At 71.3% G+C, this 22,033-nt stretch carries 12 protein-coding genes; 9 read left to right on the forward strand and 3 right to left on the reverse strand.

Going from position 1 to position 22,033, the window contains the following annotated elements; genetic code table 11:
• Window positions 1-51 precede the first annotated feature (51 nt).
• Window positions 52-1,272, reverse strand: coding sequence for a cytochrome P450 (locus M8I34_RS19705; RefSeq protein ID WP_250050744.1), 1,221 nt, complete (start codon window positions 1,270-1,272; stop codon window positions 52-54).
• A 254-nt stretch (window positions 1,273-1,526) separates the two neighbouring features.
• On the opposite strand from M8I34_RS19705, the gene M8I34_RS19710 reads away from it, so the two are divergent.
• On the forward strand, window positions 1,527-4,001 hold the full coding sequence (locus tag M8I34_RS19710; protein ID WP_250050745.1) for a SpoIIE family protein phosphatase: 2,475 nt from the start codon (window positions 1,527-1,529) through the stop codon (window positions 3,999-4,001).
• 141 nt (window positions 4,002-4,142) lie between these two features.
• Window positions 4,143-6,341, forward strand: coding sequence for a hypothetical protein (locus M8I34_RS19715; RefSeq protein ID WP_250050746.1), 2,199 nt, complete (start codon window positions 4,143-4,145; stop codon window positions 6,339-6,341).
• Window positions 6,342-6,466: 125 nt separating this feature from the next.
• On the opposite strand, the gene M8I34_RS19720 is transcribed toward M8I34_RS19715, so the two are convergent.
• The gene (locus M8I34_RS19720; RefSeq protein WP_250050747.1) at window positions 6,467-7,294 is read right to left on the reverse strand and encodes a hypothetical protein; all 828 of its coding nucleotides are present in this window, start codon (window positions 7,292-7,294) and stop codon (window positions 6,467-6,469) included.
• A gap of 228 nt (window positions 7,295-7,522) precedes the next feature.
• On the opposite strand from M8I34_RS19720, the gene M8I34_RS19725 reads away from it, so the two are divergent.
• Window positions 7,523-8,815, forward strand: a complete 1,293-nt coding sequence (locus tag M8I34_RS19725) for a condensation domain-containing protein (protein ID WP_250050748.1) — start codon at window positions 7,523-7,525, stop codon at window positions 8,813-8,815.
• A 19-nt stretch (window positions 8,816-8,834) separates the two neighbouring features.
• On the opposite strand, the gene M8I34_RS19730 is transcribed toward M8I34_RS19725, so the two are convergent.
• Window positions 8,835-9,851: a LuxR family transcriptional regulator gene (locus tag M8I34_RS19730; protein ID WP_250050749.1), complete on the reverse strand. Its 1,017-nt coding sequence runs from the start codon at window positions 9,849-9,851 to the stop codon at window positions 8,835-8,837.
• 94 nt (window positions 9,852-9,945) lie between these two features.
• Between M8I34_RS19730 and M8I34_RS19735 the strand changes: the two genes are divergently transcribed.
• The 6 genes from M8I34_RS19735 (at window position 9,946) to M8I34_RS19760 (ending at window position 21,977) form a co-directional block, all read left to right on the forward strand.
• Window positions 9,946-11,235, forward strand: a complete 1,290-nt coding sequence (locus M8I34_RS19735) for an MFS transporter (protein WP_250050750.1) — start codon at window positions 9,946-9,948, stop codon at window positions 11,233-11,235.
• A 537-nt stretch (window positions 11,236-11,772) separates the two neighbouring features.
• Window positions 11,773-12,807 (forward strand): TauD/TfdA family dioxygenase, encoded by a 1,035-nt coding sequence (locus M8I34_RS19740; RefSeq protein ID WP_250050751.1) that lies wholly within the window; start codon window positions 11,773-11,775, stop codon window positions 12,805-12,807.
• Window positions 12,804-14,621: a non-ribosomal peptide synthetase gene (locus tag M8I34_RS19745; RefSeq protein ID WP_250050752.1), complete on the forward strand. Its 1,818-nt coding sequence runs from the start codon at window positions 12,804-12,806 to the stop codon at window positions 14,619-14,621. Before M8I34_RS19740 ends, M8I34_RS19745 begins: the two co-directional genes overlap by 4 nt.
• A 172-nt stretch (window positions 14,622-14,793) precedes the next feature.
• Complete coding sequence (locus M8I34_RS19750; protein ID WP_250050753.1) at window positions 14,794-15,570, forward strand: thioesterase II family protein; 777 nt, start codon at window positions 14,794-14,796, stop codon at window positions 15,568-15,570.
• Between the two features lie 96 nt (window positions 15,571-15,666).
• Entirely contained in the window at window positions 15,667-15,873 is a 207-nt protein-coding gene (locus M8I34_RS19755) for an MbtH family protein (protein WP_234341304.1), read from the forward strand.
• Window positions 15,874-15,902: 29 nt separating this feature from the next.
• A complete protein-coding gene (locus M8I34_RS19760) occupies window positions 15,903-21,977 on the forward strand; it encodes a non-ribosomal peptide synthetase (protein ID WP_250050754.1) in 6,075 nt (2,024 codons plus the stop codon).
• The last annotated feature ends 56 nt before the right edge of the window (window positions 21,978-22,033 follow it).

The following is a 22,033-nucleotide window of genomic DNA, read 5'->3' on the forward strand; positions in this document are numbered from 1 at the left end:
CACGGGTCTCCGCGAGGCGGTCGGCCCTGGCGGTCCTGCCGCTGCCGCCGCTCACCACGTCACCGGCAGTTCGCGCAGCGGGGTGGTCAGCAGCCCCTCGTGGCGGCGCAGGTCCTCGGCGGCGACGCCGAGATCGAGGGTGGGCAGCCGGCGCAGCAGGACGGTGAGCACGGCCTGCAACTCGGTTCGGGCCAGCGGCTGGCCCAGGCAGGAGTGCGGACCCGTACCGAAGGTGAGGTGCGGGTTGGGGCTGCGGTCCAGGTCCATGTCGTCCGCGCCCTCCCAGGCGCTCTCGTCGCGGTTGGCTGCGGCCATGCTGCACACCACCGTGGTGCCACGGGGTACCACGCCGCCGGAGAGCTCGGTGTCCTCGTGCACGTACCGGAGCATGCCGAAGCCGCTGCCGTTCGGGTCGAACCGGAGCACCTCCTCCACCGCTCGGCGGACCAGCGAGGGTTCGGCCAGCAACCGCTCCCAGCGCCGACGGTCGGCCAGCAGATGCGCCACCATCATGGCGAGGAAGCCCGCGGTGGTCTCATGGCCGGCGAGCAGCAGCGCCTGCCCGGTGGCCACCAGCCCGGCTTCCGACATCGGCTCGCCCTCGGCATCGGCGCCGTCCAGGAGAAGGCTGAGAAGGTCGTCTCCCGGCTGTGCGCGCTTGTCGGCGATCAGGCCGGACATGTACCCGGCGAAGTCCTGATGCGCGGCCTCCGTCTCGGCTCGCGTGTACCGGGTCATGTTCAAGAAGGTGTCGGACCAGCTCTTGAACCTGTCCCGGTCGCCCTCCGGTACGCCGAGCATGCGGCAGATCACGAACACCGGGAGGGGAAACGCCAGGTGCGTCACCAGGTCCGCCGGCCGGCCGCGTTCCAGCATCTCGTCGATGAGCTGGTCGGCCATCGCCTCCATGGCCGGCCGCAGCGCCGACATCCGCTTCGCCGTGAACCACTTGCCGACCATGCGCCGCCACCGCTCGTGGCCCTCGGCATTGAGCGCCTTCGCCATCGGGCTGCTGAAGATGCCTTCCGAGTCACCGGCCGCCACGCGGGCGGCGCCGGGCGAGGCCAGCCCCTCGCGGCTCAGGCGCGGGTCGGCGAGCGCTGCCTTGACGTCGCGGTACCGGGTCAGCAGCGCGGCCTCGTCGCCGCTCGGCAACGTCACCCGCGCCACCGGGCATGTCCGCCGCAGCTCAGCCCACTGCTCCGGTGGCTCCAGCGCCGACGGAGCGGTGATCGGGTAGCTCAACGACTCCGTGTCCCGGACTTCGGTCACGTACGGCCTCCAGGGCTCAGCGATGCGGGCGGGCTGTGTGTACCGCAGTCAAACGAACCAGCCGTCGTAAGTCAATCGACTGACTTACGAATCCGCGGGCAGTGCAGTGCTCCATGCGTCGCCTGGGGTGCGTCGGGGCTGAGGCTGGTGGGGCCGGCCCTTGGCCGCTCCGGCTGCGGCGGCATTCCAGTAACCATGAAGTCGCGCTGAGTGACCATCGGGCCGACGGGCCCGGCACTGCGCACACTGGGAACATGGGCGGGTTGTCCGTGGACGCGACGGCGGAGCGTGAGGACATGCTGGCAGCGGCCGCCGTCAAGGCCGTGGACGCGTCGGGCGCGTACGCCGGGAGCATCTTTCTCCGCTCCCGCGACCGCCGTTCGATCGTGCTCGCCGCGAGCTGCGGGGCGCCACCGTCCCTGCTGGGCGGCTGGCGCCGTATTGCGGTCAGCAGCCCGATTCCGGTCGCCGCGGCGTTCCGCTCCGGACGCACGATCCACCTGGCCGGCGCCGATGAGACGGCGCGCCGGTATCCCCAGCTCGCGGTGGCCCTGCCCTACGCCTTCGGCTCCTGCTCCGTACCGGTGGGCGCGGGCGGGGAGACGTTCGGGGCGCTGGCGGTCGTATGGGCGGCACCACACGGCAGTGACACGCTGTCCAAGAGCGGGCGCCGTCAGCTGCGGGCCATCGCCAACCGGCTCGGCGCCTCCCTGGCGGCCCTCCGGGCCCGTACCGGCGATCCCCTCGACTGCGACCCGCAGGCGGTCCCCGTCGAGACCCCGGCCCCCTCCGCCCCCTCGGTGCGGGCCGGCTTGTTCGACTGGGACCTTCTCACCGGCACCCTCACCGGGGACGACGAACTCTGCGCGATCTTCGGTATCGACCCCGGAGTCTTCGACGACCGGGCGGAGACGCTCGCTTCCCGCCTCCATCCCGGCGACCGCGCCGCCTTCCGGGCCGTGGCCCGCGTGGCCGCCGCCGAAGGCCGGTGCACGGCGCGGTCCCTGCGCATACGCGAGGGGGAGGGCGGCGAGCGGTACAGCACCGTGGAGTTGTGGGGCCATGTCCCGAAGAGGGGAGAAGAGCGGGCGGGTCGCCATCTGGTCGGTGTGGTCATCGATGCGCGAGCCGGCCGTGCGGCTGCCGTGGCTGCCGAGCGGCTGCGGGACGGGCTGTTCTCCCTCGCCCCGGACGGGCGGGTCGCCTACGCCAACCGCAGCCTGGGGCAACTGCTCGGCCTACCTGGCGAGGCCCTGCTCGGGCAGTGTCTGTGGGACGTCCTGCCGTGGCTGGCCGACCCCGCCTTCGAGGACCGGTACCGGTCCGTGATGATCTCGCAGACGCCGGCTTCCTTCCTCGCCTGCCGCCCGCCCGACCAGTGGCTGGCCTTCTCCCTCCATCCGGGCGCGGACGGCGTGACCGGCCGGGCCGTCCCCGTCGGACAGCCTCCCTCGGCCCCGGCACCGCAGGCCGCGGCGGCCACGCCGGCACCTGCGGCCGCCACACCGGCGCGCCTGGGCGTCATGTACCACGTCTTGCAGTTGGGCAGCGCGCTGACCGAGGCGGTCACCGCTCGCGAAGTCTGCGAAGTCGTCGCCGACCAGCTCCTCCCGGCCTTCGGCGGCCAGCAACTGGCCCTCTACGTGGTCCGTGACGGCGCGATGCACCTGATCTTCCACGCCGGCCACCACCAGGGCTTCCTCGACTGGCTGGAGGGCATGCCGCTGCACGCCCACCTGCCCGGCACGGAGACCCTGACCTCCGGTGTCCCGCTGTTCATCGAGTCGCAGCAGGACCTCTCCCAGGGCTATCCGGGCATCCCCGTGGGCGAGGTGAGCTCCTGGGCGTACCTGCCGCTGATCGCCTCCAGCCGTCCCGTCGGCACCTGCGTGCTCGGCTTCGACGAGGTCCATCAGTTCACGACCAAGGACCGCGGCGTCCTGACCGCGCTCGCCGGACTGATCGCCCAGGCCCTGGAACGAGCACGGCTCTACGACGAGGAGTTCGCCCTCGCCCGCGGCCTCCAACGGGCCCTGCTGCCGCACCGGCTGCCCGTACTCCGCGACATCCGCACCACCGCCCGCTACCTGCCCGGAACCAGCGGCATGGACATCGGCGGCGACTGGTACGACGTCATCCGCACCGCCGACGGCGTGTCCCTGGTCATCGGGGACGTCGAGGGGCACAGCATCCCCGCCGCGGCCACCATGGCCCAACTGCGCAGCGCCGTACGGGCCTTCGCGGCGGTCGGCCACTCGCCGGGCAACGTACTGGCAGGCGCCAACCACACCCTCATCGACCTCGATGCCGGCCTCCTCGCCAGCTGCTGCTACCTCCATCTCGAACCCGGCGGCCACCGCGCGTACGCCGTCCGCGCCGGCCACCCGCCGCCGCTGCTCCGCCACCCCGACGGGACCACCGAGGTGCTCGACCTGGAGGTCGGCCCCCTTCTCGGCGTGGACCACGGCAGCGCCTATCCGCAGACCCCGGTCGACCTCCCGCCCGGCTCCGTCCTCGCCCTCTACACCGACGGCCTGGTCGAGGAGCGCGGCACCGACATCGACGTGGGCATCGACCGGCTGCGGACGTCCCTGGCCCACACCCGTGCCGACAACCTGGACGACCTCGCCGACCGGCTCCTGCGTCACGCCCGGCGATCCTCCCACCGTGCCGACGACATCGCCCTGCTCCTCACCGAAGCCAAGGGCGGTGACACGGAGGCCTGTTGACAGGCCCCAGGGCACCCGGCCAGCCGGCCCCGCCGGTCCGTACACCGTCCACCGTCGGATGCATCCCGGTCGTGCACGGCACGGGGGCCGCCACCCGAAACCCCTATGCGCCGGCCCCCGTGGCTCTGCGATCATGCCGGAATGGGACACAGTCTCGAATCACTGGTTATCCGGCACACCTACCGCCTCCCCTTTCCCGCAGGACCCGCAGGACCCGCAGGACCCGCAGGAGCCGACGGGGACGGTGGCGTCGCGGCGCGGCAGTTCGACGCCGCCCTGATGTCGGTGGGCTGCAAACTCTCGGCGGACCTGCTGGAGCGTCTGTCGGGGCTGTCCGACGGGGCGGTGGTCGACATCGCGGTGCGCACGCTGCGTACCGTCCGCGAGATGACCGGGGACCACGTCCAGCACAACGTCTACTTCATCGACTTCCCGGCCAACGTGCCCGACACGTTCGCCTTCTGGATGCAGTGCATCGTCGAGGCGCTGACCGAGGACGCCTCCCGTGCACGGACGGTTGCCCAGCTCCGCAGCGGTGTGGTGGACCTGCTCACCCTGCCGTCCTACGGCAACTACCGCCACACCTATGCCGAGATGCTCGCCGCCCACGACGAACTGATCGCGGCAGCGGGCGACCGGATGACAGTGCTGCACCTGGGCGGCCCTCTGGACGACGAGGTCACGGCGCTGTACCTGGCCCTGGCCGGCAGCACCACCCCGCTGGGCGCTGACGACCTGGCGGATCTGCGGGTGCTCGCCGGACACTGCGTACACGGTCCGCAGCCCGAGGCGATCCCGATCCGCGAGAACCGCGCCCTGATCAACCAAGCCCGCCTGGGCGTCGGCGCGGACCTCCTGGTGGACACCGTCACCGACGTGCTCCGCCTGGCCTGCGCGCTGTCGGAAGGCGACGTGACCCTCCAGGAACCGACCCGCTTCAGGGCCCTCTCGCGCCCGGTGCGCCGCGCCCTGCTCGCGGCGCTCGACGGGCTCGTCACCACGGCCCCAGCCAAGCTCGCCGACGTACAGGCGCACCGCGAGCCGTTCAAGCGCCTCGGCGAACGTCTCCACCCGCACGAGTACCCGCGATGGCCGCACGCCGCCGCGGTGTTCGCCGTGGCCCGGGGCGAGCGGCGGGCCCGCTCCTTCGACAGCCGCGTCGAGGAACTGCTCGGGATGCACGACATCACCGGAGCCGTGGAGCTCCTGAGGGCCGCGCCCGGCAAACTCTTCCGCGCCCTGGACCGGCTGCTGCGTATGGCCCTCACCGAGGAGGAGCGCGGCGCCGTCGTGGCCGCCGCCGAGCAGGTCGCCCCACGGGTCTCCGGCCGGGTCGTCCTGTCGGTGCGCGAACACCTCCACAACCGGCCCGAGGAGACCGGCGAGCGCCGCGTCTTCGTCAACCGCCTCGGCCGCGCCTGGGTCGCCCCCGACGACCGGCCGCCCGTGCTGCCCGAAGGACGCAAGCGGCTGATCTCCGCCCTGGACGCCGAAATCAGCCGCCGTCTGCCGGCGCCCGGCCGGCTGCTGATCGACCCCGACGTCCTCGATGTCGCGCTTCCCCTCAGCGGCAAGGCGGCCGCGTCCGGCCTCGGTGTGCTGCCCCGCGGCTCGGTCTCGCCGGTCGACGGCGAACTGCTGCGCTTCTTCGTCTACTGGAAGCAGGCAGAGCGGACCACGGACTACGACCTGTCGGCGCTGATGCTCGACGCCGACTACTCGACCCTGTCCTGGCTGTCCTACACCGCCCTGACGGAGGTCGAAGGCGAGCACTCCGGCGACATCACCGAGGCGCCCGCGGGCGCCTCGGAGTTCATCAACCTGCGCATGGGCGCCGTCCGCGGCACGTTCATCGTCCCGCAGGTGAACGTCTTCTCGGGGGAGGGCTTCGAAGACGTCGAGGAGTCGTTCTTCGGCTTCATGTTGCGCGACGCCGCCCAGCAGGGCCGTCCGTTCGAACCGCGCACCGTACGGCTGAAGTCGGAGCTGCGTGGTCCGGGCAGGGTCGCACTTCCGCTGGCGTTCCTGCGCGGGAGCGACGGCCGCTGGCGCGCCAAGTGGCTGCACCTGCACCTCAAGGGGTCCCCGAAGGCCAACCGGGTCGAGGGAAACCAGGTGTCGGTCGCCACGTTGCTGCGCGGCATCGTCGAGCGCGATTACCTCACGGTCCGGTACCTCGTCGACCTGATGGCCGACGACGCCACGACCGTGACACCGTGGGACGGCAAGAGTCTCCCGGAGGGCCCGGTCACCTACATAGGCCTGGAACGCCCGGAGGGTCTGCATCCGGATTCCCGGATCCTCACGCCCGAAAATCTGCGCGACCTGATCCCGGCCTGACTGTTATCGTTCATCGTGGCGAGGCCATGAAGGGGCTTCCTTCTCACACTCCTTGAACTAGTCCCTTCGCTTTCCTCGCCCTCGACGTTGCCTCCAGGACGCGCGCCGACCGCACGCAAACTCGGTCAGCGCGTCCCGGGCGCGACCATCCGGCGGAACCTTCGCATCAGCCGCTGTACGGGCCCGGGCCCGGACTGCCAGGCTTTCGGGGCGAGGTAGTGGTTCGTGTGGCCCGCCTCCAGAACCGCGCAGAGCGCGGAGAGGTGTTCGGTGCCCGGCGGAAGGTCCAGCCGCCGCAACAGAGCAAGTGCCGCACGGGGTTCGAGATCTCCGTAAAGATCATGGTAGCTGTGCAGGATGCCCTGGAACAGCGCGGTGTGGAGCGCAGGGACCGTTGCCGCCGTTCGGTAGGCAGCGTGTTTGACCGGCCAGGGCACGGGGCCGGAGGCTGCGAGAACGCGCTGAGCACGGCGGCACAGCGGGCCCTCGGCTGCTTCGGAGAGCAGAGAACGGGCAGACAGCTCCGCGAAGTCGTTGCCCAGCACCTCGGCGAAGGCGGCTTCCGCCGTGGCCCGGTCCTCGAACCAGTCGACCCAGAGCGAGTAGGTCACCGCCTCGGGCTCCTCGGCAGCCTCCAACCGTTGCCGGTAGCCGCCCCAGAACGCCTCGGCCGGCAGCGGGTCCTGTTCTTCTTCGTCCTTGAGCGCGAAGCCGATCTCAGTCGTCACCCAGTACTCGTCCAGCAAGTCCAGAAGGCCGAAGGCGAGGCGCAGCCGGGCGGCCGCATCGAGGTCGGGGTCGTGCAGCGCTGCACTTGTCCAGGTGTGTGCCACCTCGTTCGGTGTCAGTGAGATCTCAGGCGCTCCGTGCTCGGCCCATACCTCGTTGCCGACCTGGGTCACCCCTTGCGTTGCCAACCAGCGCCGAGCGTGTTCCGCGTCCTCGATGTTCACCACCCGAGTATGCGCCCGTGTTTCTCGGGGCGCGGAGCGGGAGGCGCCACGCCCCCTCGGGTCCACGCCCCCTCGGGTCCACGCCCCCTCGGGTCCACGCCCCCTCGGGTCCACGCCCCCTCGGGTCCACGACTGGCGCAGACACCACCCCCGGCACGGCCTGTGCGGTGCCCGGCGCGGCTGCCAGTCTGGGCGGACAACGGTTCCCGAGACCTCTGGAGCGGAAACGTGCAATCCCCTTTGACCGCGGGGCAACTGGAGATCTGGATATCGCAGGTGCTCGAACCGGGCAGTCCGGTCTACAACGTGGGTGACTACTACGAAATCACCGGCGCCGTCGACGCGACGCTCCTAGAAGCCGCCGCCCGCACCGCCGTGGACGAAGCGGGATCGCTCGGCGCACGGTTCCTCGTCGCCACTGACGGCACGCCCTACCAGGAACTGGCGCCCGCGGAATGGTCCTTCGAGGTCCTCGACATGAGTGAGCGGCCCGACCCCGACGCGGAAGCGGTGGCCTGGATGCGCGCCGAGATGGCCCGTCCGGTCGACCTGACCTGTGGTTCTCTGCTGGCCGGTGCCCTGATCAAGGTATCGGGGGACCGCCACTTCTGGTACCGCCGTTTCCACCACATCATCACGGACGGCCATGGAACCGCCGCCGTCGCCCGCAGGACCGCGGCCCTCTACCACGCGATGTACACCGGTGCCCCCTGCGAACCCAACCCCTTCGCGCCGGTCACGGCCGCCGTCGAGCACGACCGTGCCTACCGGGCCGGCCGGCTGTATGCGGCCGACCGGGATTTCTGGGAGAAGGTCGCCCTCGACTGGCCGGCCACCGGCCGGCTCCGGGCGGACGCTCCGCCCGCACCCGTCACCTTGCAGTACAGCCACCATCTGCCAAGGCAGGTGGTCGACGCAGTCCAAGCCCGGAGCGAGCGGCTGGAGGTGTCCACCGCGCGCTTCCTGATCACCGCCGCCGCCCTCTATCTGTGGCAGGTCACCGGCGCCGACGAGGTGACCTTCGGCTGTTCCGCGACGAGCCGGCCCACCCGCCTGCTCCGCAATGTCGTCGCCCCGATGGCGAACCTCCTGCCGTTCCGGGTGCCCGTGGAGCCGGAGCGGTCGGTGACCGACACCTTCCGGCGGACGGGCCGTCAGATCGGGCAGGCGCTGCGCCACCACCGTTACCGCTACGAGGAGTTCCGGCGCACGCTCGCCGCGGCGCCGGAGCACCACAGCGTCGGACCGGTGGTCAATATCGTCAACTTCGACCGCGATCTGCGCTTCGGGCCGGCCACCGGCGTGGTACGCACACTGGTCACCGGGCCCATCCCGGACCTCGGCCTGTACTTCGACGTGCACTCCGAGCACGCCGGCACCAGCGTGTGCGTGGAAGCGAACCCGGCCAACTACACGGCGGAGGAAGCAGCCCGGCACGCCGAGGGCCTCGGCGGGCTCGTACGCGAACTGGCCGGTGTGGATCCTGGCCTCCCCGTACGAGCCCTGGGCCGGCTCCGGTGACGTGCGGGCGACCCCCGGCTCACTCCCGGTCCCGCGCGGCGGCGTGCAGCCGCCCGAGCGCATACCCGGCCTGGAACCGGCTCTTCGCGCCGACCGCCTTCATGATTTCCGAGGCGTGGCGCTGACAGCTGCGTACGGACATCCCCAGGCGCCGCGCGATCGACTTGTCCTCCAGCCCCTCCGACAGCATGGCGACGATCGACTCCTGGATCTCGCCGGAGATCCGGACGGCAGCGGCCGAGTCGAAACTGACCGGGAAGAGCGAGGCATCGCGCCACAGACAGTCGAAGAACACCCGTATGTAGTGCACGACATGCGGCTCGCGCACCAGCAGGGCCGCCTCCGGGTCGTCCCGCAGCCCCAGCAGGGCCACGCGGTGGTCGAAGACCAGCAGCCGGCACAGGCCGTCGGTCCGCGTCCGCACCTCCGCTCCGAGGTTCATCACGCGCCGGACGTGGTCGACCGTCGGCTGGTCGTAGCGGGCAGGATGCTGGTAGAGGGTGCGCATCTGGACGCCGCGCGTGAGCATCCGCCGGTCCCGCTCATCCGCCTCATGGAGCGCGCGGGCGGAACGGGCACCGCCCGGCTGGGCGGTGAGCACCTCCTGCCGGGCGCCGATCGTCAACTCCTCGATGGTCTCCTGGACGGTCCTCAGGTCGGTGAGCAGCTCGATCGGCTCGGCGTCCGAACGACGCGCCCGCCCCGACTCGTAGGCAGGGAGCAGCGAGGCGAACGTCTCGCGGAGCCGCTCGATCTCCTCATGGCGTTCCCGCACATGGCGCTCCAAGGGACGCAGCAACCGGTCCGCGGCGGTCCGGGGCGGCACCACGGTCAACCGGCCGGCCGCTCCTTCGGCGCGGCAGAGTAATCGCATTTCCACGAGTTCCTTCACCGCTCGTTCCGCGTCCGCACTGTCGAGTCCCACGGCGGTGAGTTCCTCGATGCCGCATACGGCGCGCTGGGCGGCGTAGCCGAATACGCGCGCCGCTTCCTCGCTCAGCTCAATTCGTCCCAGTGGTTCTGACGTATTCATCATCCCTCAGCCCCATCAGAGATATCCCCCGATCGGAAGGCACGCTAGACATGCTTGATCAACAGTCAGTCAACATGGAGCAGACGGGCGCCTCCCCGTGCCGGTGAAGACCGGGCACCGGGCGGCGTTCCGCGCGGGCGGCGGACTGTTACGCCGTCACCGGGACTTCCGGCAGCTGTGGTACGGGGAGACCGCGGGCAAGTTCGGCGTGTCCGTCACGGGTGTGCTGCTGCCGCTGGCCGCCGTCTCCGTGCTGCACGCCGGAACCTTCGCGGTGAGCCTGCTCAACGCCGCGACCTGGCTGCCCTGGCTCGTCATCGGGCTGCCCGCCGGAGTCTGGGTGGACCGGCTGCGCCGCCGCACGGTCATGCTGGTCTGCGACGCCGTCTCGTGCGCACTGTTCCTGAGCGTGCCGGTTGCCGCATGGTTCGGTGTGCTCGGCATCGGTCAGCTGCTGCTGGTCGCCCTGCTGGTGGGCTCGGCAGCCGTCTTCTTCCAGACCGCGTACACCGCCTACCTCCCCACCCTGCTCAGCGCCCCGGACCAGGCCGAGGGCAACGCGAAGCTGCACGGAAGCGCCGCCGCGGCGCAGATCGCCGGTATGGGGTCCGGCGGCCTGATCGCACAGGCCGCCGGGGCGGTCGACGGCATGCTGACGAACGCGGCGACCTTCCTGGTCTCCTTCCTGTGCATAGGCCGCATCCGGCACCGCGAGCCGCCGGCAGCGGCCTCCCGGTCAAGGCGCCGCGCGCCGCTGCTCGGGGACGTACGGGAGGGGGTGCGGCTGGTCGCCCACGATCCGTATCTGCGCAGCCTCACCCTCTTCGGAGCCACCTCGAACCTCGCCCTGGGGGGCTGCCAGGCCCTGCTCGTCGTCTTCCTGGTGCGGGACATCGGGCTGTCCTCCGGCGCGGTGGGGGCGCTGGTGGGCCTCGGCGGCGCAGGGGGCGTCCTGGGCGCGCTGCTGGTGCGCCGGAGTGCGGCCCGGCTCGGCACCGCTCGGGCCCTGCTGCTGTTCGAGCTGGGTGTGCCCGCCCTCGCCCCGCTGATGGCGCTCACCCGTGACGGCGCCGGACTGGCGTTCTTCGTCGTCGGCTACGGTGCTGCCGCGCTCGGCGTGGTGGCGGGAAACATCATCAAGGCAGGCTTCATCCAGGGGTATTGCCCCTCCGGTGTGCTCGGCCGGGTGACTGCCTGCTCGGCGTTCCTCAACTACGGAACCCTGCCGCTGGGCGCGCTCCTCGCCGGTGGCCTCGGCACGCTGTTGGGGGTGCGGCCGACGATGTGGCTGCTGACCGCAGGCATGCCGCTGGCCGCGTTGATCCTTTTGTGGTCCCCGATCCGCTCCCGCCGCGACCTGCCCACCGGCGAGGCCGAACCGAGCTGACCGGACGACGGCGGTGCCCCTCGTCCGTGCCCCTCGGCCGTGTCCGTTCGGGCTCGTCGATGCCGCGTCGACGGGCGCCGGCCGCCGCGGACCCACCACCACGGATGCCCCTTTTGTCCCCTCTCCTTTATGCGACAGGCATGAACACCCTCCCCGAACGCTCTTGGTGCATGCCTTTCCCGATGACAACGTGAAACGCGTCGGCACGGCCGGAAATTGCGACCGGCACCCGGGTCCGGAGCAATTCCGCAGCGCATTTCGGCAGCACGTCCTGTGCGCAGGACGCGGGACGGACCGTGCCGCGTCCGGTGAACCGAGCCGACTCCGGCGCCGATTCGGCGTACCGCACCGATGCCCCCGCGGAACCGTCCGCCCCTTCCGCATGACGTGAAAGGAATTCCATGTTCCCGCTCTCCGGCCCCGCGCAGAACATGCCCCGCCCGTCCGAGATCCGGAACGACACCGGATGGGGGTGACCTCCCCCGATCAGCGTCCGAGGACATCCGTCAACAACGACACGAGAGGCAGCGCACAACCATGAGCTCTTCCCGGTCCACCACCGCGGGACCCCCCGCCTGGACCCTCGAACCCGGTAAGCCGGCGATGGCACACGTCCCCCGGTTCGCCGACGCCGCCGAGGCAGGTGAGTGGCTGACTTCGGTCCACGCGGAGCTGCGCACGGCACTGCACCGGCACGGTGCGGTGTACCTGCGGGGCCTCCCGGTCCGTGACGTCGAGGACTTCGCGAAGGTACGCGACGTCCTGGTGCCCCGCCGCACTCCCTACCGTGAGAAGGCCACCCCCCGCAGCAGCTACGGGAACGACGTCTACTCCTCCACCGATCTCCCGCCCAACCAGCCGATCCGTATGCACAACGAGAACAGCTACACACTGACTTTCCCCGGTCTGCTGCTGTTCTCCTGTCTGACGGCGCCGGAGGAGGGCGGCGCGACACCGGTCGCCGACTGCCGCGAAGTGCTCCGCCGGATACCCTCCCCGCTCGTCGAGCGGATGCGCTCGGCCGGCTGGTTGCTGACCCGCAACTACTCCGAGCACATCTCCCTGGACTGGCGCACCGCGTTCGCCGCCGACACCCGGGAGCAGGCCGAGAAGTACTGCGCGGACAATCTCATCTCCTGCGCATGGGACGCCTCGGACGGACTGCGTACGCGGCAACTGCGGCCCGGGATCATCCGGCATCCGCAGACGGGGGAGGAGGTCTGGTTCAACCACATGGCCTTCTGGAACTCCTGGTCGCTGGACGAGGAGATCCGGGAGGCACTGCTCGACGAATTCGGGCCGGACGGGCTGCCCTTCGAGACCGGCCTCGGCGACGGCGTGCCGCTGACGCGCGGCGAACTCGACACCATCAACGCCGCCTACGAGGGCGCGACGGTGCGCGAGACCTGGCAGCCGGGCGATGTGCTGCTCGTCGACAACGTGCTGGCCACCCATGGCCGCGACCCCTTCCGCGGCGACCGCCGCATCGTCGTCGCGATGGGCGAACCCGTCGCCCTCGCGGGCTGCCGGCCCACCGTGCCGCCCGCCCCGGGAGAGGAGCGGGCAGCATGACCGAACTCCTCGAAGACCCCCGTCGCACCGCACCGGGCCACGCCGTCGATCTGCTGACCCGCTTCCAGCAGGCCGTCGCGGCGACCCCGGACCGGATCGCGGTCAGCCATCACGGTGCGCTCACCTTCGCCGAACTCGACCGGCACACCGCCCGGTTGGCGGGAGTGCTGGCCGGCCACGGGGCCGCGCCCGGCCGGCGGATCGGGATCAGCCTGCCCCGGGGCACCGACCTCGTCGTCGCGCTGCTCGCCGTCTGGCGGACCGGCGCCGCTTACGTACCGCTCGACCCCGCATATCCACAGGAACGCCTGCATGCGATGGTCCGCGACGCGGGCATCGACGTGGTGCTGACCGGCGGAAGCGACGCGCCGGTGTGGCCGGAAGGTGTCCGCCCCGTTCCGGTCGTGCCCCCTCCGGAGGCCCCGGAGCACACTCCGGCGCCGCCCGTACCGGTCTCCGCTCAGGCCCCGGCGTACGTCATCTACACCTCCGGCTCCACGGGCGTACCGAAGGGCGTCGAAACCACCCGGGGCGCGGTGGCGGCACTGGTCGCCGGGCTGGAGGAGGCGGGCCTCTACGACCAGCGGCACCGGGTCGTCGCCTGGAACGCCAGCGTCTCCTTCGACGCCTCGGTCCAGCAGTGGGCACGGGTGTGCCGGGGCGACACCGTGGTCGTCCTGGGGGAGGAGGAACGCACCGACCCGGCCCTGCTGCGGGCGGTCCTGGACGAGCACGGGGTGCACGACCTCGACCTGACCCCGTCGCACTGGCCGTTGCTCCGCGACGACCTGCTCGTACGCTCCACCGAGGGACGACCGCTCCGGCTGTTCATGGGCGGCGAGCCGGTGCCGGAGGGTACCTGGCGGGAGCTGGCGGCCGCACACGACGCCCGGCGTCTCGAAGCGGTCAATCTCTACGGCCCCACCGAGTGCACGGTGGACGCCACCGCTTCCTGGATCGAGGACTCCGCTCCGCACATCGGACGTCCCCTGCCGGGAATACGGTCCCACGTCCTCGACGCCGCGCTGCGGCCGGTGCCGTTCGGCGAGGAGGGCGAGCTCTACCTCGCCGGACGGCAGCTGGCCGTCGGTTACGTGAACCGGCCCGCGCTCACCGCCAAGCGGTTCGTCGCCGACCCGTTCGCCGCCGACGGCACGCGGATGTACCGCACGGGAGACCTGGTGCGACGGCGCCCCGACAACTCCCTGGAATACCGGGGACGCAGCGACCGTCAGGTCAAACTCCGCGGATACCGGGTGGAGTTGGGCGACATCGAGGCCGCGCTGACAACGCATCCGGGCGTGGCGGCCGCCGTGGTCACGCTGCACAGGGACACAGCCGCCGGTGAACAGCTCGCCGCGTACTACGTTGCGGCGACAGGTGCCGCGGGCGACACGCCTGCCACCGGCACCGCCACTCCCGGGACGCTCCGCGCGCATCTGGCCGCCGTGCTGCCGCAGTTCATGCTCCCGACCGCCTACCTCGCACTCGACGCGATGCCGCTGACCGTGAACGGCAAGGTCGATCTCGCCGCCCTGCCCGCGCCCGAACCGGCCTCGGCGACCCCGGACAGCGCTCCGGAGGGCGAGGCCGAGACGCTGATCGCGGCCGTATGGTCCGAGGTCCTCGGCCGTGAGCACATCCGGGCCGACGACGACTTCTTCGCCATGGGTGGCCATTCGCTGATCGCCCTGCGTGTCGTGGCCCGGCTGAAGAAGCAGCTGGGGGTCGCCATGTCGGCCCGTGAGGTCTACCGCCATCCGCGGCTGAGGGATCTGGCGCGGCACGTCGGGAGCCTGCGCGCCGGCCGCTGACGGGCCGGCATCCTCCGGCGGCCACCGCGAACACCGCGCGCCGCCGCGAACACCGCGCGCCACCGTGTCACCGCGTCGCCTGCGCGGACACCGCGATCCGTCACCCCACAGACGTCACAGAGACGCCGAAGAGACACCACCGAGCCTCCACACAGACAGGGAGAGGGCCACGATGGCCGGACCTCAGGACACCACCGTCATCCCGATCAAACCACCGGACCACCACACCGTGCGCACGCTCGTCTGCCTGGGCTTCTGCGGCGGCGGCACCGGGCCGTACCACTCCTGGAGCGACAGCCTGCCCGCCGAGGTGGCCCTGTCCGCCATCTGCTACCCCGGCCGGGAGGGGCGCTTCCTGGAGCCGTACGCGGCCGACTGGGAGGAACTCGCCGCGGACGCCACCGCCGCCGTGCTCTCCGCGGCCGACGGGCCGTACGTCCTGTTCGGCCACAGCATGGGCGGATGGATGGCCTTCGACGTCGCGGCGCGGATCGAGGATGCGGCCGGCCCGGCACCGGAGGCGCTGGTCGTCTCCTCGTGCAACGCACCCGACCGCGGACTGACTCCACGGGACATGTTCCCGGCGCGCCAGGACACCGACGGCGAGCTGCTGGACTGGATGCGCACCAACGGCCTGATGCCCGAACACGTCCTTGCGGACCCGGGACTCCAGGAGATGGCCGTGGAGCTGATGCGTGCGGACATCCGGGTCCGTGACACGTTCCGGTGCCGGCCGGGGACCACGGTGGGCCTGCCCGTCCAGATGCTCTCCGCGACGGACGACGACGTCATCGAGCCGGACGCCGGAAACCAGTGGCGCCGGGTCGCACGCGGTGCGTACCGCCACGATGTGCTGCCCGGCGGGCACTTCTACACCCCGGAGATCTGGCGGCAGCTGCCGACCCGCATCGCACCGCTCACCGCACCGGCATCACACGTCGCAGTCTGAGCCCGCCGGACGGGACCCGTCCGCTCCTCCGTCATGGCCCCTCGCGCGCCCCGCTCCGCCCCACACCGCTCCATGCCACCTGAAAGGACATTCCCCGTGACGCACACGCACCCCTTCGAAGACGTCGACGGCACCTATCTCGTCCTGGTCAACCAGCACCACCAGCACTCCCTCTGGCCGTCGCACCTGGCACCTCCGCAGGGCTGGACGGTGACCCGGGGCGCCGACGGATATCAGGCCTGCCTCGACCACATCGAGGAGCACTGGCGCGATCTGTCGCCGCAGCCCGCCGCCGGCAACTGACCCCTCTCCGTCTCCAAGGAAGGAGCACCATGACGCAAGCGCAGAGCCCCGCGGTCGCGGAGCAGACCGACGCCACAATCCCGTCCGGGGACGGCCCCGGACGGGCCGGGAGGGGCGAGCGTGGCCCGCGGACGGCTCGGGAGGAGGTGCTGTGTCAGCTGTTCGCCCAGGTGCTGGGTGTGCCGACGGTGGGGGTGGCGGACAACTTCTTCGCCCTGGGCGGCCATTCGCTGAGGGCCGCCCAGCTCCTGAGCCGGATCCGTTCGGTGCTGGGTGTGGAGCTGGGCGTCCGCGAGCTGTTCGGTTCGCCGACCGTGGCGGGGCTGGCGGATCTGCTCGCCGAGGGGGCCGCGGCCCGGCCGGCGGTGACGGCGCGGGCGCGGCCGGCGGTGGTGCCGCTGTCGTTCGCGCAGCGGCGGCTGTGGTTCCTGGACCGTCTCGAACGAAGCCCGACCTACCACGCACCGTTCGCCTTCCGGGTGCGGGGCCCGGTGGACGTGGACGCCCTCCAGTCCGCCGTCAACGACGTGGTCGGGCGCCATGAGGCGCTGCGCACGGTCTTCCCCGTCCGCGACGACGAGCCTTTCCAGGACATCCTGGCACCGGAGCACGCGACGGTGAAGGTGGCGGCGGTGCCGTGTGCCGCCGAGGAGCTGGCCGCCCTCTTCCATGACGCGGCGTTCGCCCCCTTCGACCTGGCGGTCGAACTGCCCTTGCGCGTCTCGCTGTTCACGGTCGCACCCGATGAGCACGTACTGCTGTTGACGTTGCATCACATCGCCAGCGACGGCTGGTCGGAAGCTCCATTGCTGCGCGATCTGTCGGCCGCCTATCGCGCCCGCCGCACCGGAACCGCGCCGACGTGGGAGGCGCTGGCGGTCCAGTACGCGGATTACACGCTGTGGCAGCGTGAGCTTCTGGCGGAGGTGGGTGGGCAGCAGGCGGATTTCTGGGCCGAGGCGCTCCAGGACCTTCCGCAGGAGCTGGCGCTTCCGACCGACCGGCCGCGTCCCCCGCAGCCCACCCACTCCGGCGGCCTCATACGCTTCGAGCTGCCCGCCGGCCTCCATGGGCGTCTTGAGTCGCTGGCGCGTGAGCGTGGTGCGACGTTGTTCATGGTGCTTCAGGCGGGGTTGGCGGCGCTGCTGACGCGGCTGGGGGCCGGTACGGACATCCCGTTGGGTACGGCGACGGCGGGCCGGACGGATCAGGCGTTGGACGATATCGTCGGGTTCTTCGTCAATACGCTGGTGCTGCGGACGGATACCTCGGGTGATCCGTCGTTCGGTGAGCTGCTCGCCCGGACCCGGGAAGGCGACCTGGCGGCGTTCGCCCACCAGGATCTGCCCTTCGAGCAGCTGGTGGAGAGGCTGAATCCGGACCGGAGCAGCGCCCGGCATCCCCTCTTCCAGACCATGCTCGTCCTCCAGAACAATGCCGAGGGCACTCTCGACTTCCCCGGCACCACCATCACCCCCCAACCCCTCGACACCGCCCCCTCCAAATTCGACCTCGGCTGGAGCTTCACGGAGGAGCGGGACGCCGACGAACGCCCCCTGGGCATGTCCGGCATCCTCCAGTTCGCCACCGATCTGTTCGACCGCACCACCGCGGAGACCCTGACCGGCCTCCTCATCCGCGTTCTCGGCGCCGCAGCGGACGCGCCGGACACCGCCATCGGTTCGCTGGAGATCTTCGCGTCACGGGCACAGGAGCGGGCATTGCTGGACCGGACGGCCGGGCATCGTCTCCCCGCCCGCCGCGCGTCCGACCCTGACGGTGCCGCGGGTGCCGGTGCGACGGCCGGGGACGGCCCCGGACGGGCCGGGAGGGGCGAGCGTGGTCCGCGGTCGGCGCGGGAGGAGGTGCTGTGTCAGCTGTTCGCCCAGGTGTTGGGTGTGCCGACGGTGGGGGTGGCGGACAACTTCTTCGCCCTGGGCGGCCATTCGCTGCTGGCCACTCGACTGCTGAGCCGGATCCGTTCGGTGCTGGGCGTGGAGCTGGGCGTCAGGGAGTTCTTCGGGTCCCCGACGGCCGCGGGGCTGGCGGAACTGCTGGCCGAGGGGGCCGCGGCCCGGCCGGCGGTCACGGCGCGGGCGCGGCCGGCGGTGGTGCCGCTGTCGTTCGCGCAGCAGCGGCTGTGGTTCCTGGACCGTCTGGAGCAGAGCCCGACCTATAACGCGCCGTTCGCCTTCCACCTGCGGGGCCCGGTGGACGTGGACGCCCTCCAGTCCGCTGTCAACGACGTGGTCGGGCGCCATGAGGCGCTGCGCACGGTCTTCCCCGCGCACGACGGCGAACCGCGCCAGCAGTTGCTCGCCCCCGACGAGGCCGCCGTCGAGGTCACCGTGGTGCCGTGCCCCGCCGACGAGATCTCCGCCCGCTTCCACGCCGCGGCCTTCACACCCTTCGACCTCGCCGAGGAACTTCCCCTACGGGTCACGCTGTTCACGGCCGCACCCGATGAGCATGTACTGCTGTTGACGTTGCACCACATCGCCAGCGACGGCTGGTCGCTGGTGCCTCTCCTACATGACTTGTCCATGGCTTATCACGCCCGCCTCACCGGCAGTGCTCCTGTGTGGGAGGCACTGGCGGTCCAGTACGCGGATTACACGCTGTGGCAGCGTGAGCTGCTGGCGGACGTGGGCAAGGAGCAGGCCGAATTCTGGGCCGGGGCCCTGGGGGATCTTCCACAGGAACTCGTTCTCCCCACCGACCGGCCCCGTCCGTCCCAGCCCACCCACTCCGGCGGCCTCATACGCTTCGAGCTGCCCGCCGGCCTCCATGGGCGTCTTGAGTCGCTGGCGCGTGAGCGTGGTGCGACGTTGTTCATGGTGCTTCAGGCGGGGTTGGCGGCGCTGCTGACGCGGCTGGGGGCCGGTACGGACATCCCGTTGGGTACGGCGACGGCGGGCCGGACGGATCAGGCGTTGGACGATATCGTCGGGTTCTTCGTCAATACGCTGGTGCTGCGGACGGATACCTCGGGTGATCCGTCGTTCGGTGAGCTGCTCGCCCGGACCCGGGAAGGCGACCTGGCGGCGTTCGCCCACCAGGATCTGCCCTTCGAGCAGCTGGTGGAGAAGCTGAATCCGGACCGGAGCGCCGCCCGCCACCCCCTCTTCCAGACGATGCTCGTCCTCCAGAACAACGCCGAAGGCACCCTTGACCTCCCCGGCACCACCATCACTCCCCAACCCCTCGACACCGCCCCCACCAAATTCGACCTCGACTTCACCTTCACCGAACGGCACGGCGCAAACGGCAGCCCCGGCGGTGTCGACGGCCTGTTGCACTACTCGGCCGACCTGTTCGAACGTGCCACCGCCGAGGCCCTGACCCAGCGGCTGCTGCGCCTCCTCACCACCGCCGGCGCCGCCCCGGACACTCCCATCGGCGCGATGGAACTGCTCTCCCCGCAGGAGCGGGTCCGCATCCTCTCCCGGTGGAACGACACCGCTCTTCCGCTGCCGGACGACCGGCCGGTGCACGAGATCTTCGAGGAACAGGTACGGAACAGCCCCGATGCCACGGCGGTGGTCGACGCCGACGGCACCCTGACCTTCCGTGAGCTGAACGCCCGTGCGAACCGGCTGGCCTGGCTGTTGATCAGCCAGGGCATCCGGCCGGAACAGCGAGTGGCCACCTTGCTCCCACGGGCCGGCGAGCACATCGTCGCGCTGCTGGCCGCGCTCAAGGCGGGCTGCTGCTACGTGCCCATGGACGTGGAGTACCCCGCGGAGCGGATCGCCCTGATGCTGGCGGACGCCGCGCCGTCCTTCCTGCTGACCGACAGGGAGAACGCGGCCCGGCTCCGTCCGGGGGCCGACCCCTCTCTTGAGGTGCTGGTCCTCGACGACCCCGCCATGCTCCAGTCCCTCAGCCGGTACGCGCCGGTCGACCCGCACCCTGCGGACCGGCCTGTACCGCTGCGCCCGGACCATCTCGCCTACGTCATCTACACCTCGGGTTCGACGGGCCGGCCGAAGGGGGTGGCCGTGGAGCACCGCAATCTCAGCAACCTGTTCCACGCCCACTTCGCGGTGTTCGCGCCTCAGGTGGCGGCCGCCGGGGACCACCGGTTCCGTGCCCTGGTGACCGGACCGCTGACCTTCGACTCCTCCTGGGAACCGGTCCTGTGGCTGCTGGGCGGCCATGAACTGCACCTCGTGCACGACGAGGTCCGCCGCGACCCGGAGGCGATGGTCGAGTACATCGGCGCAGCGGGCATCGACTACATGGAGATCTCGCCGACGTACTGCCGGCAGCTGATGACGGCGGGCATGCTGTCGGCAGGGCAGCCCTCGCAACCGCGCATCGTCGAGCTCGGCGGCGAGGCCGTCGACCAGGCGCTGTGGAGCGAACTCCGCGCCACTTCCGGGACCGAGGGCTTCAACTCCTACGGCCCGACGGAGTGCACCGTGTACGTGTCGCTCGGCGCGGCGGCGGAACACGAGCGGCCGCTGATCGGCCGGCCGATCGGCAACAACCGTATGTACGTCCTCGACGCGGGCCTGCGGCCCCTGCCCGCCGGGGTGGTCGGCGAACTGTATCTGGCCGGAGCGGGGACGGCCCGCGGCTACCTGGGCCGGCCGGGGCTGACGGCACAGCGGTTCGTGGCCTGCCCGTTCGGAGAGCCGGGGGAGCGCATGTACCGGACCGGGGACCTGGCGCGCTGGAGCGCCGACGGTGTCCTGGAATACGTGGGCCGCACCGACGACCAGGTGAAGGTCCGCGGCTTCCGGATCGAACCCGGCGAGGTGGAGTCGGTGCTCGCCGGACACGACGCGGTCCGCCAGGTGACCGTGATCGTCCGGGAGGACCGGCCGGGGGAGCGCAAGCTGGTCGCCTATGTGGTTCCCACGGAGCAGGACCGGGCGGACGCCCGGGAGCTGCGCCGCCTCGCCACGGCGGCACTGCCCCGCCACATGGTGCCCTCGTCCTTCGTGTTCCTGGACGCCCTGCCGCTGACCTCGCGCGGAAAGCTCGACCGGCGGATGCTGCCGGCACCGGGTGACGGGACGGCGGAGCACCGCCGAGGCCCGCGAACGGTGCGCGAGGAGCTGCTGTGCGGGCTGTTCGCCGAGGTCCTCGGAGCGCCCGACGTGGGCATCGACGACGACTTCTTCGCCCTGGGCGGCCACTCGATGCTCGCCACCCGGCTGATCGCCAGGGCGCGGTCGGTGCTCGGCGCCGAGCTCGGCATCAGGACCCTGTTCGATGCCCCCACCGTCGCCGGACTCGCCGACCGGCTCTCCCAGGACACGCCCGACGACTCCCTCGCCGTCCTGCTCCCGCTGCGCTCCGTACGCCGGGCGGCCACGCCGTCCCGTACACGGGGCGCCACACCCCCCGAGCCGCTCTTCTGCGTCCACCCGGCGGCCGGAATCAGCTGGGTGTACTCCGGGCTGCTCCGCCACCTGGCACCCGACCAGCCCGTGTACGGCCTCCAGGCACACGGGCTCACCGAGCCCGATGCGGCTCCGGAAAGCATGACGGAGATGGTGGAGGCCTACCTCGCGCAGATCAGGTCGCTACAGCCGGACGGCCCCCTCTCGCTCCTCGGCTGGTCCTTCGGCGGGGTGGTCGCCCATGAGATGGCGGTACGGCTCCAGGAGGCCGGGCGGAAGGTCAACTCGCTGGTACTGATGGACAGTTACCCGTCGAGCCTGACCGTCGACGGTCACGGCAAGGGAAGGGCGAAGAAGAGCGGACCCGGGACGCACGGGAACGACGCACAGGACGCGGAAGAACTGCGGCAGGCCCTGTTCGACTCCCTCGGGCACCAGGCGGACTCCACGGCCGGCCCGCTCGCCCTGCTCGGGGAACAGGGCCTGGCGGCCATGGTCCGGGTGTTCGCCCGCAACAGTCGCCTCCAGAGCGGATTCGTTCCGCGCTCGTTCCGGGGTGATGTGCTGTTCTTCGAGGCCACCGAGGGCTGGGCCCCGGGCATGCGGCGGCCGCAGGCGTGGCGGCCCCACGTGACGGGCCGGCTCGCCGTCACGCCCGTACGTGGCACGCACGGCGAGCTGACCCGTCCCGAACAGCTCGCGCAGATCGGCCCGGTGCTGGCCAACTGGCTGGCCGGGCACAGGGAGTGAGGTCACACACAGCGCAGCTGATCGCGTCCCGCCCGGACCCCCAGCGGTGTCCGGGC

The organism is Streptomyces sp. MCA2 (assembly GCF_023544705.1).
GTDB lineage: Bacteria > Actinomycetota > Actinomycetes > Streptomycetales > Streptomycetaceae > Streptomyces > Streptomyces decoyicus.

Excerpts from the sequence above, each read along its gene's own strand:
- M8I34_RS19710 (WP_250050745.1), top strand. The coding sequence starts at position 1,527 with ATGGGCGGGTTGTCCGTGGACGCGACGGCGGAGCGTGAGGACATGCTG.
- M8I34_RS19715 (WP_250050746.1), top strand. The coding sequence starts at position 4,143 with ATGGGACACAGTCTCGAATCACTGGTTATCCGGCACACCTACCGCCTC.
- M8I34_RS19730 (WP_250050749.1), bottom strand. The coding sequence starts at position 9,851 with ATGATGAATACGTCAGAACCACTGGGACGAATTGAGCTGAGCGAGGAA.
- M8I34_RS19740 (WP_250050751.1), top strand. The coding sequence starts at position 11,773 with ATGAGCTCTTCCCGGTCCACCACCGCGGGACCCCCCGCCTGGACCCTC.
- M8I34_RS19745 (WP_250050752.1), top strand. The coding sequence starts at position 12,804 with ATGACCGAACTCCTCGAAGACCCCCGTCGCACCGCACCGGGCCACGCC.
- M8I34_RS19750 (WP_250050753.1), top strand. The coding sequence starts at position 14,794 with ATGGCCGGACCTCAGGACACCACCGTCATCCCGATCAAACCACCGGAC.
- M8I34_RS19760 (WP_250050754.1), top strand. The coding sequence starts at position 15,903 with ATGACGCAAGCGCAGAGCCCCGCGGTCGCGGAGCAGACCGACGCCACA.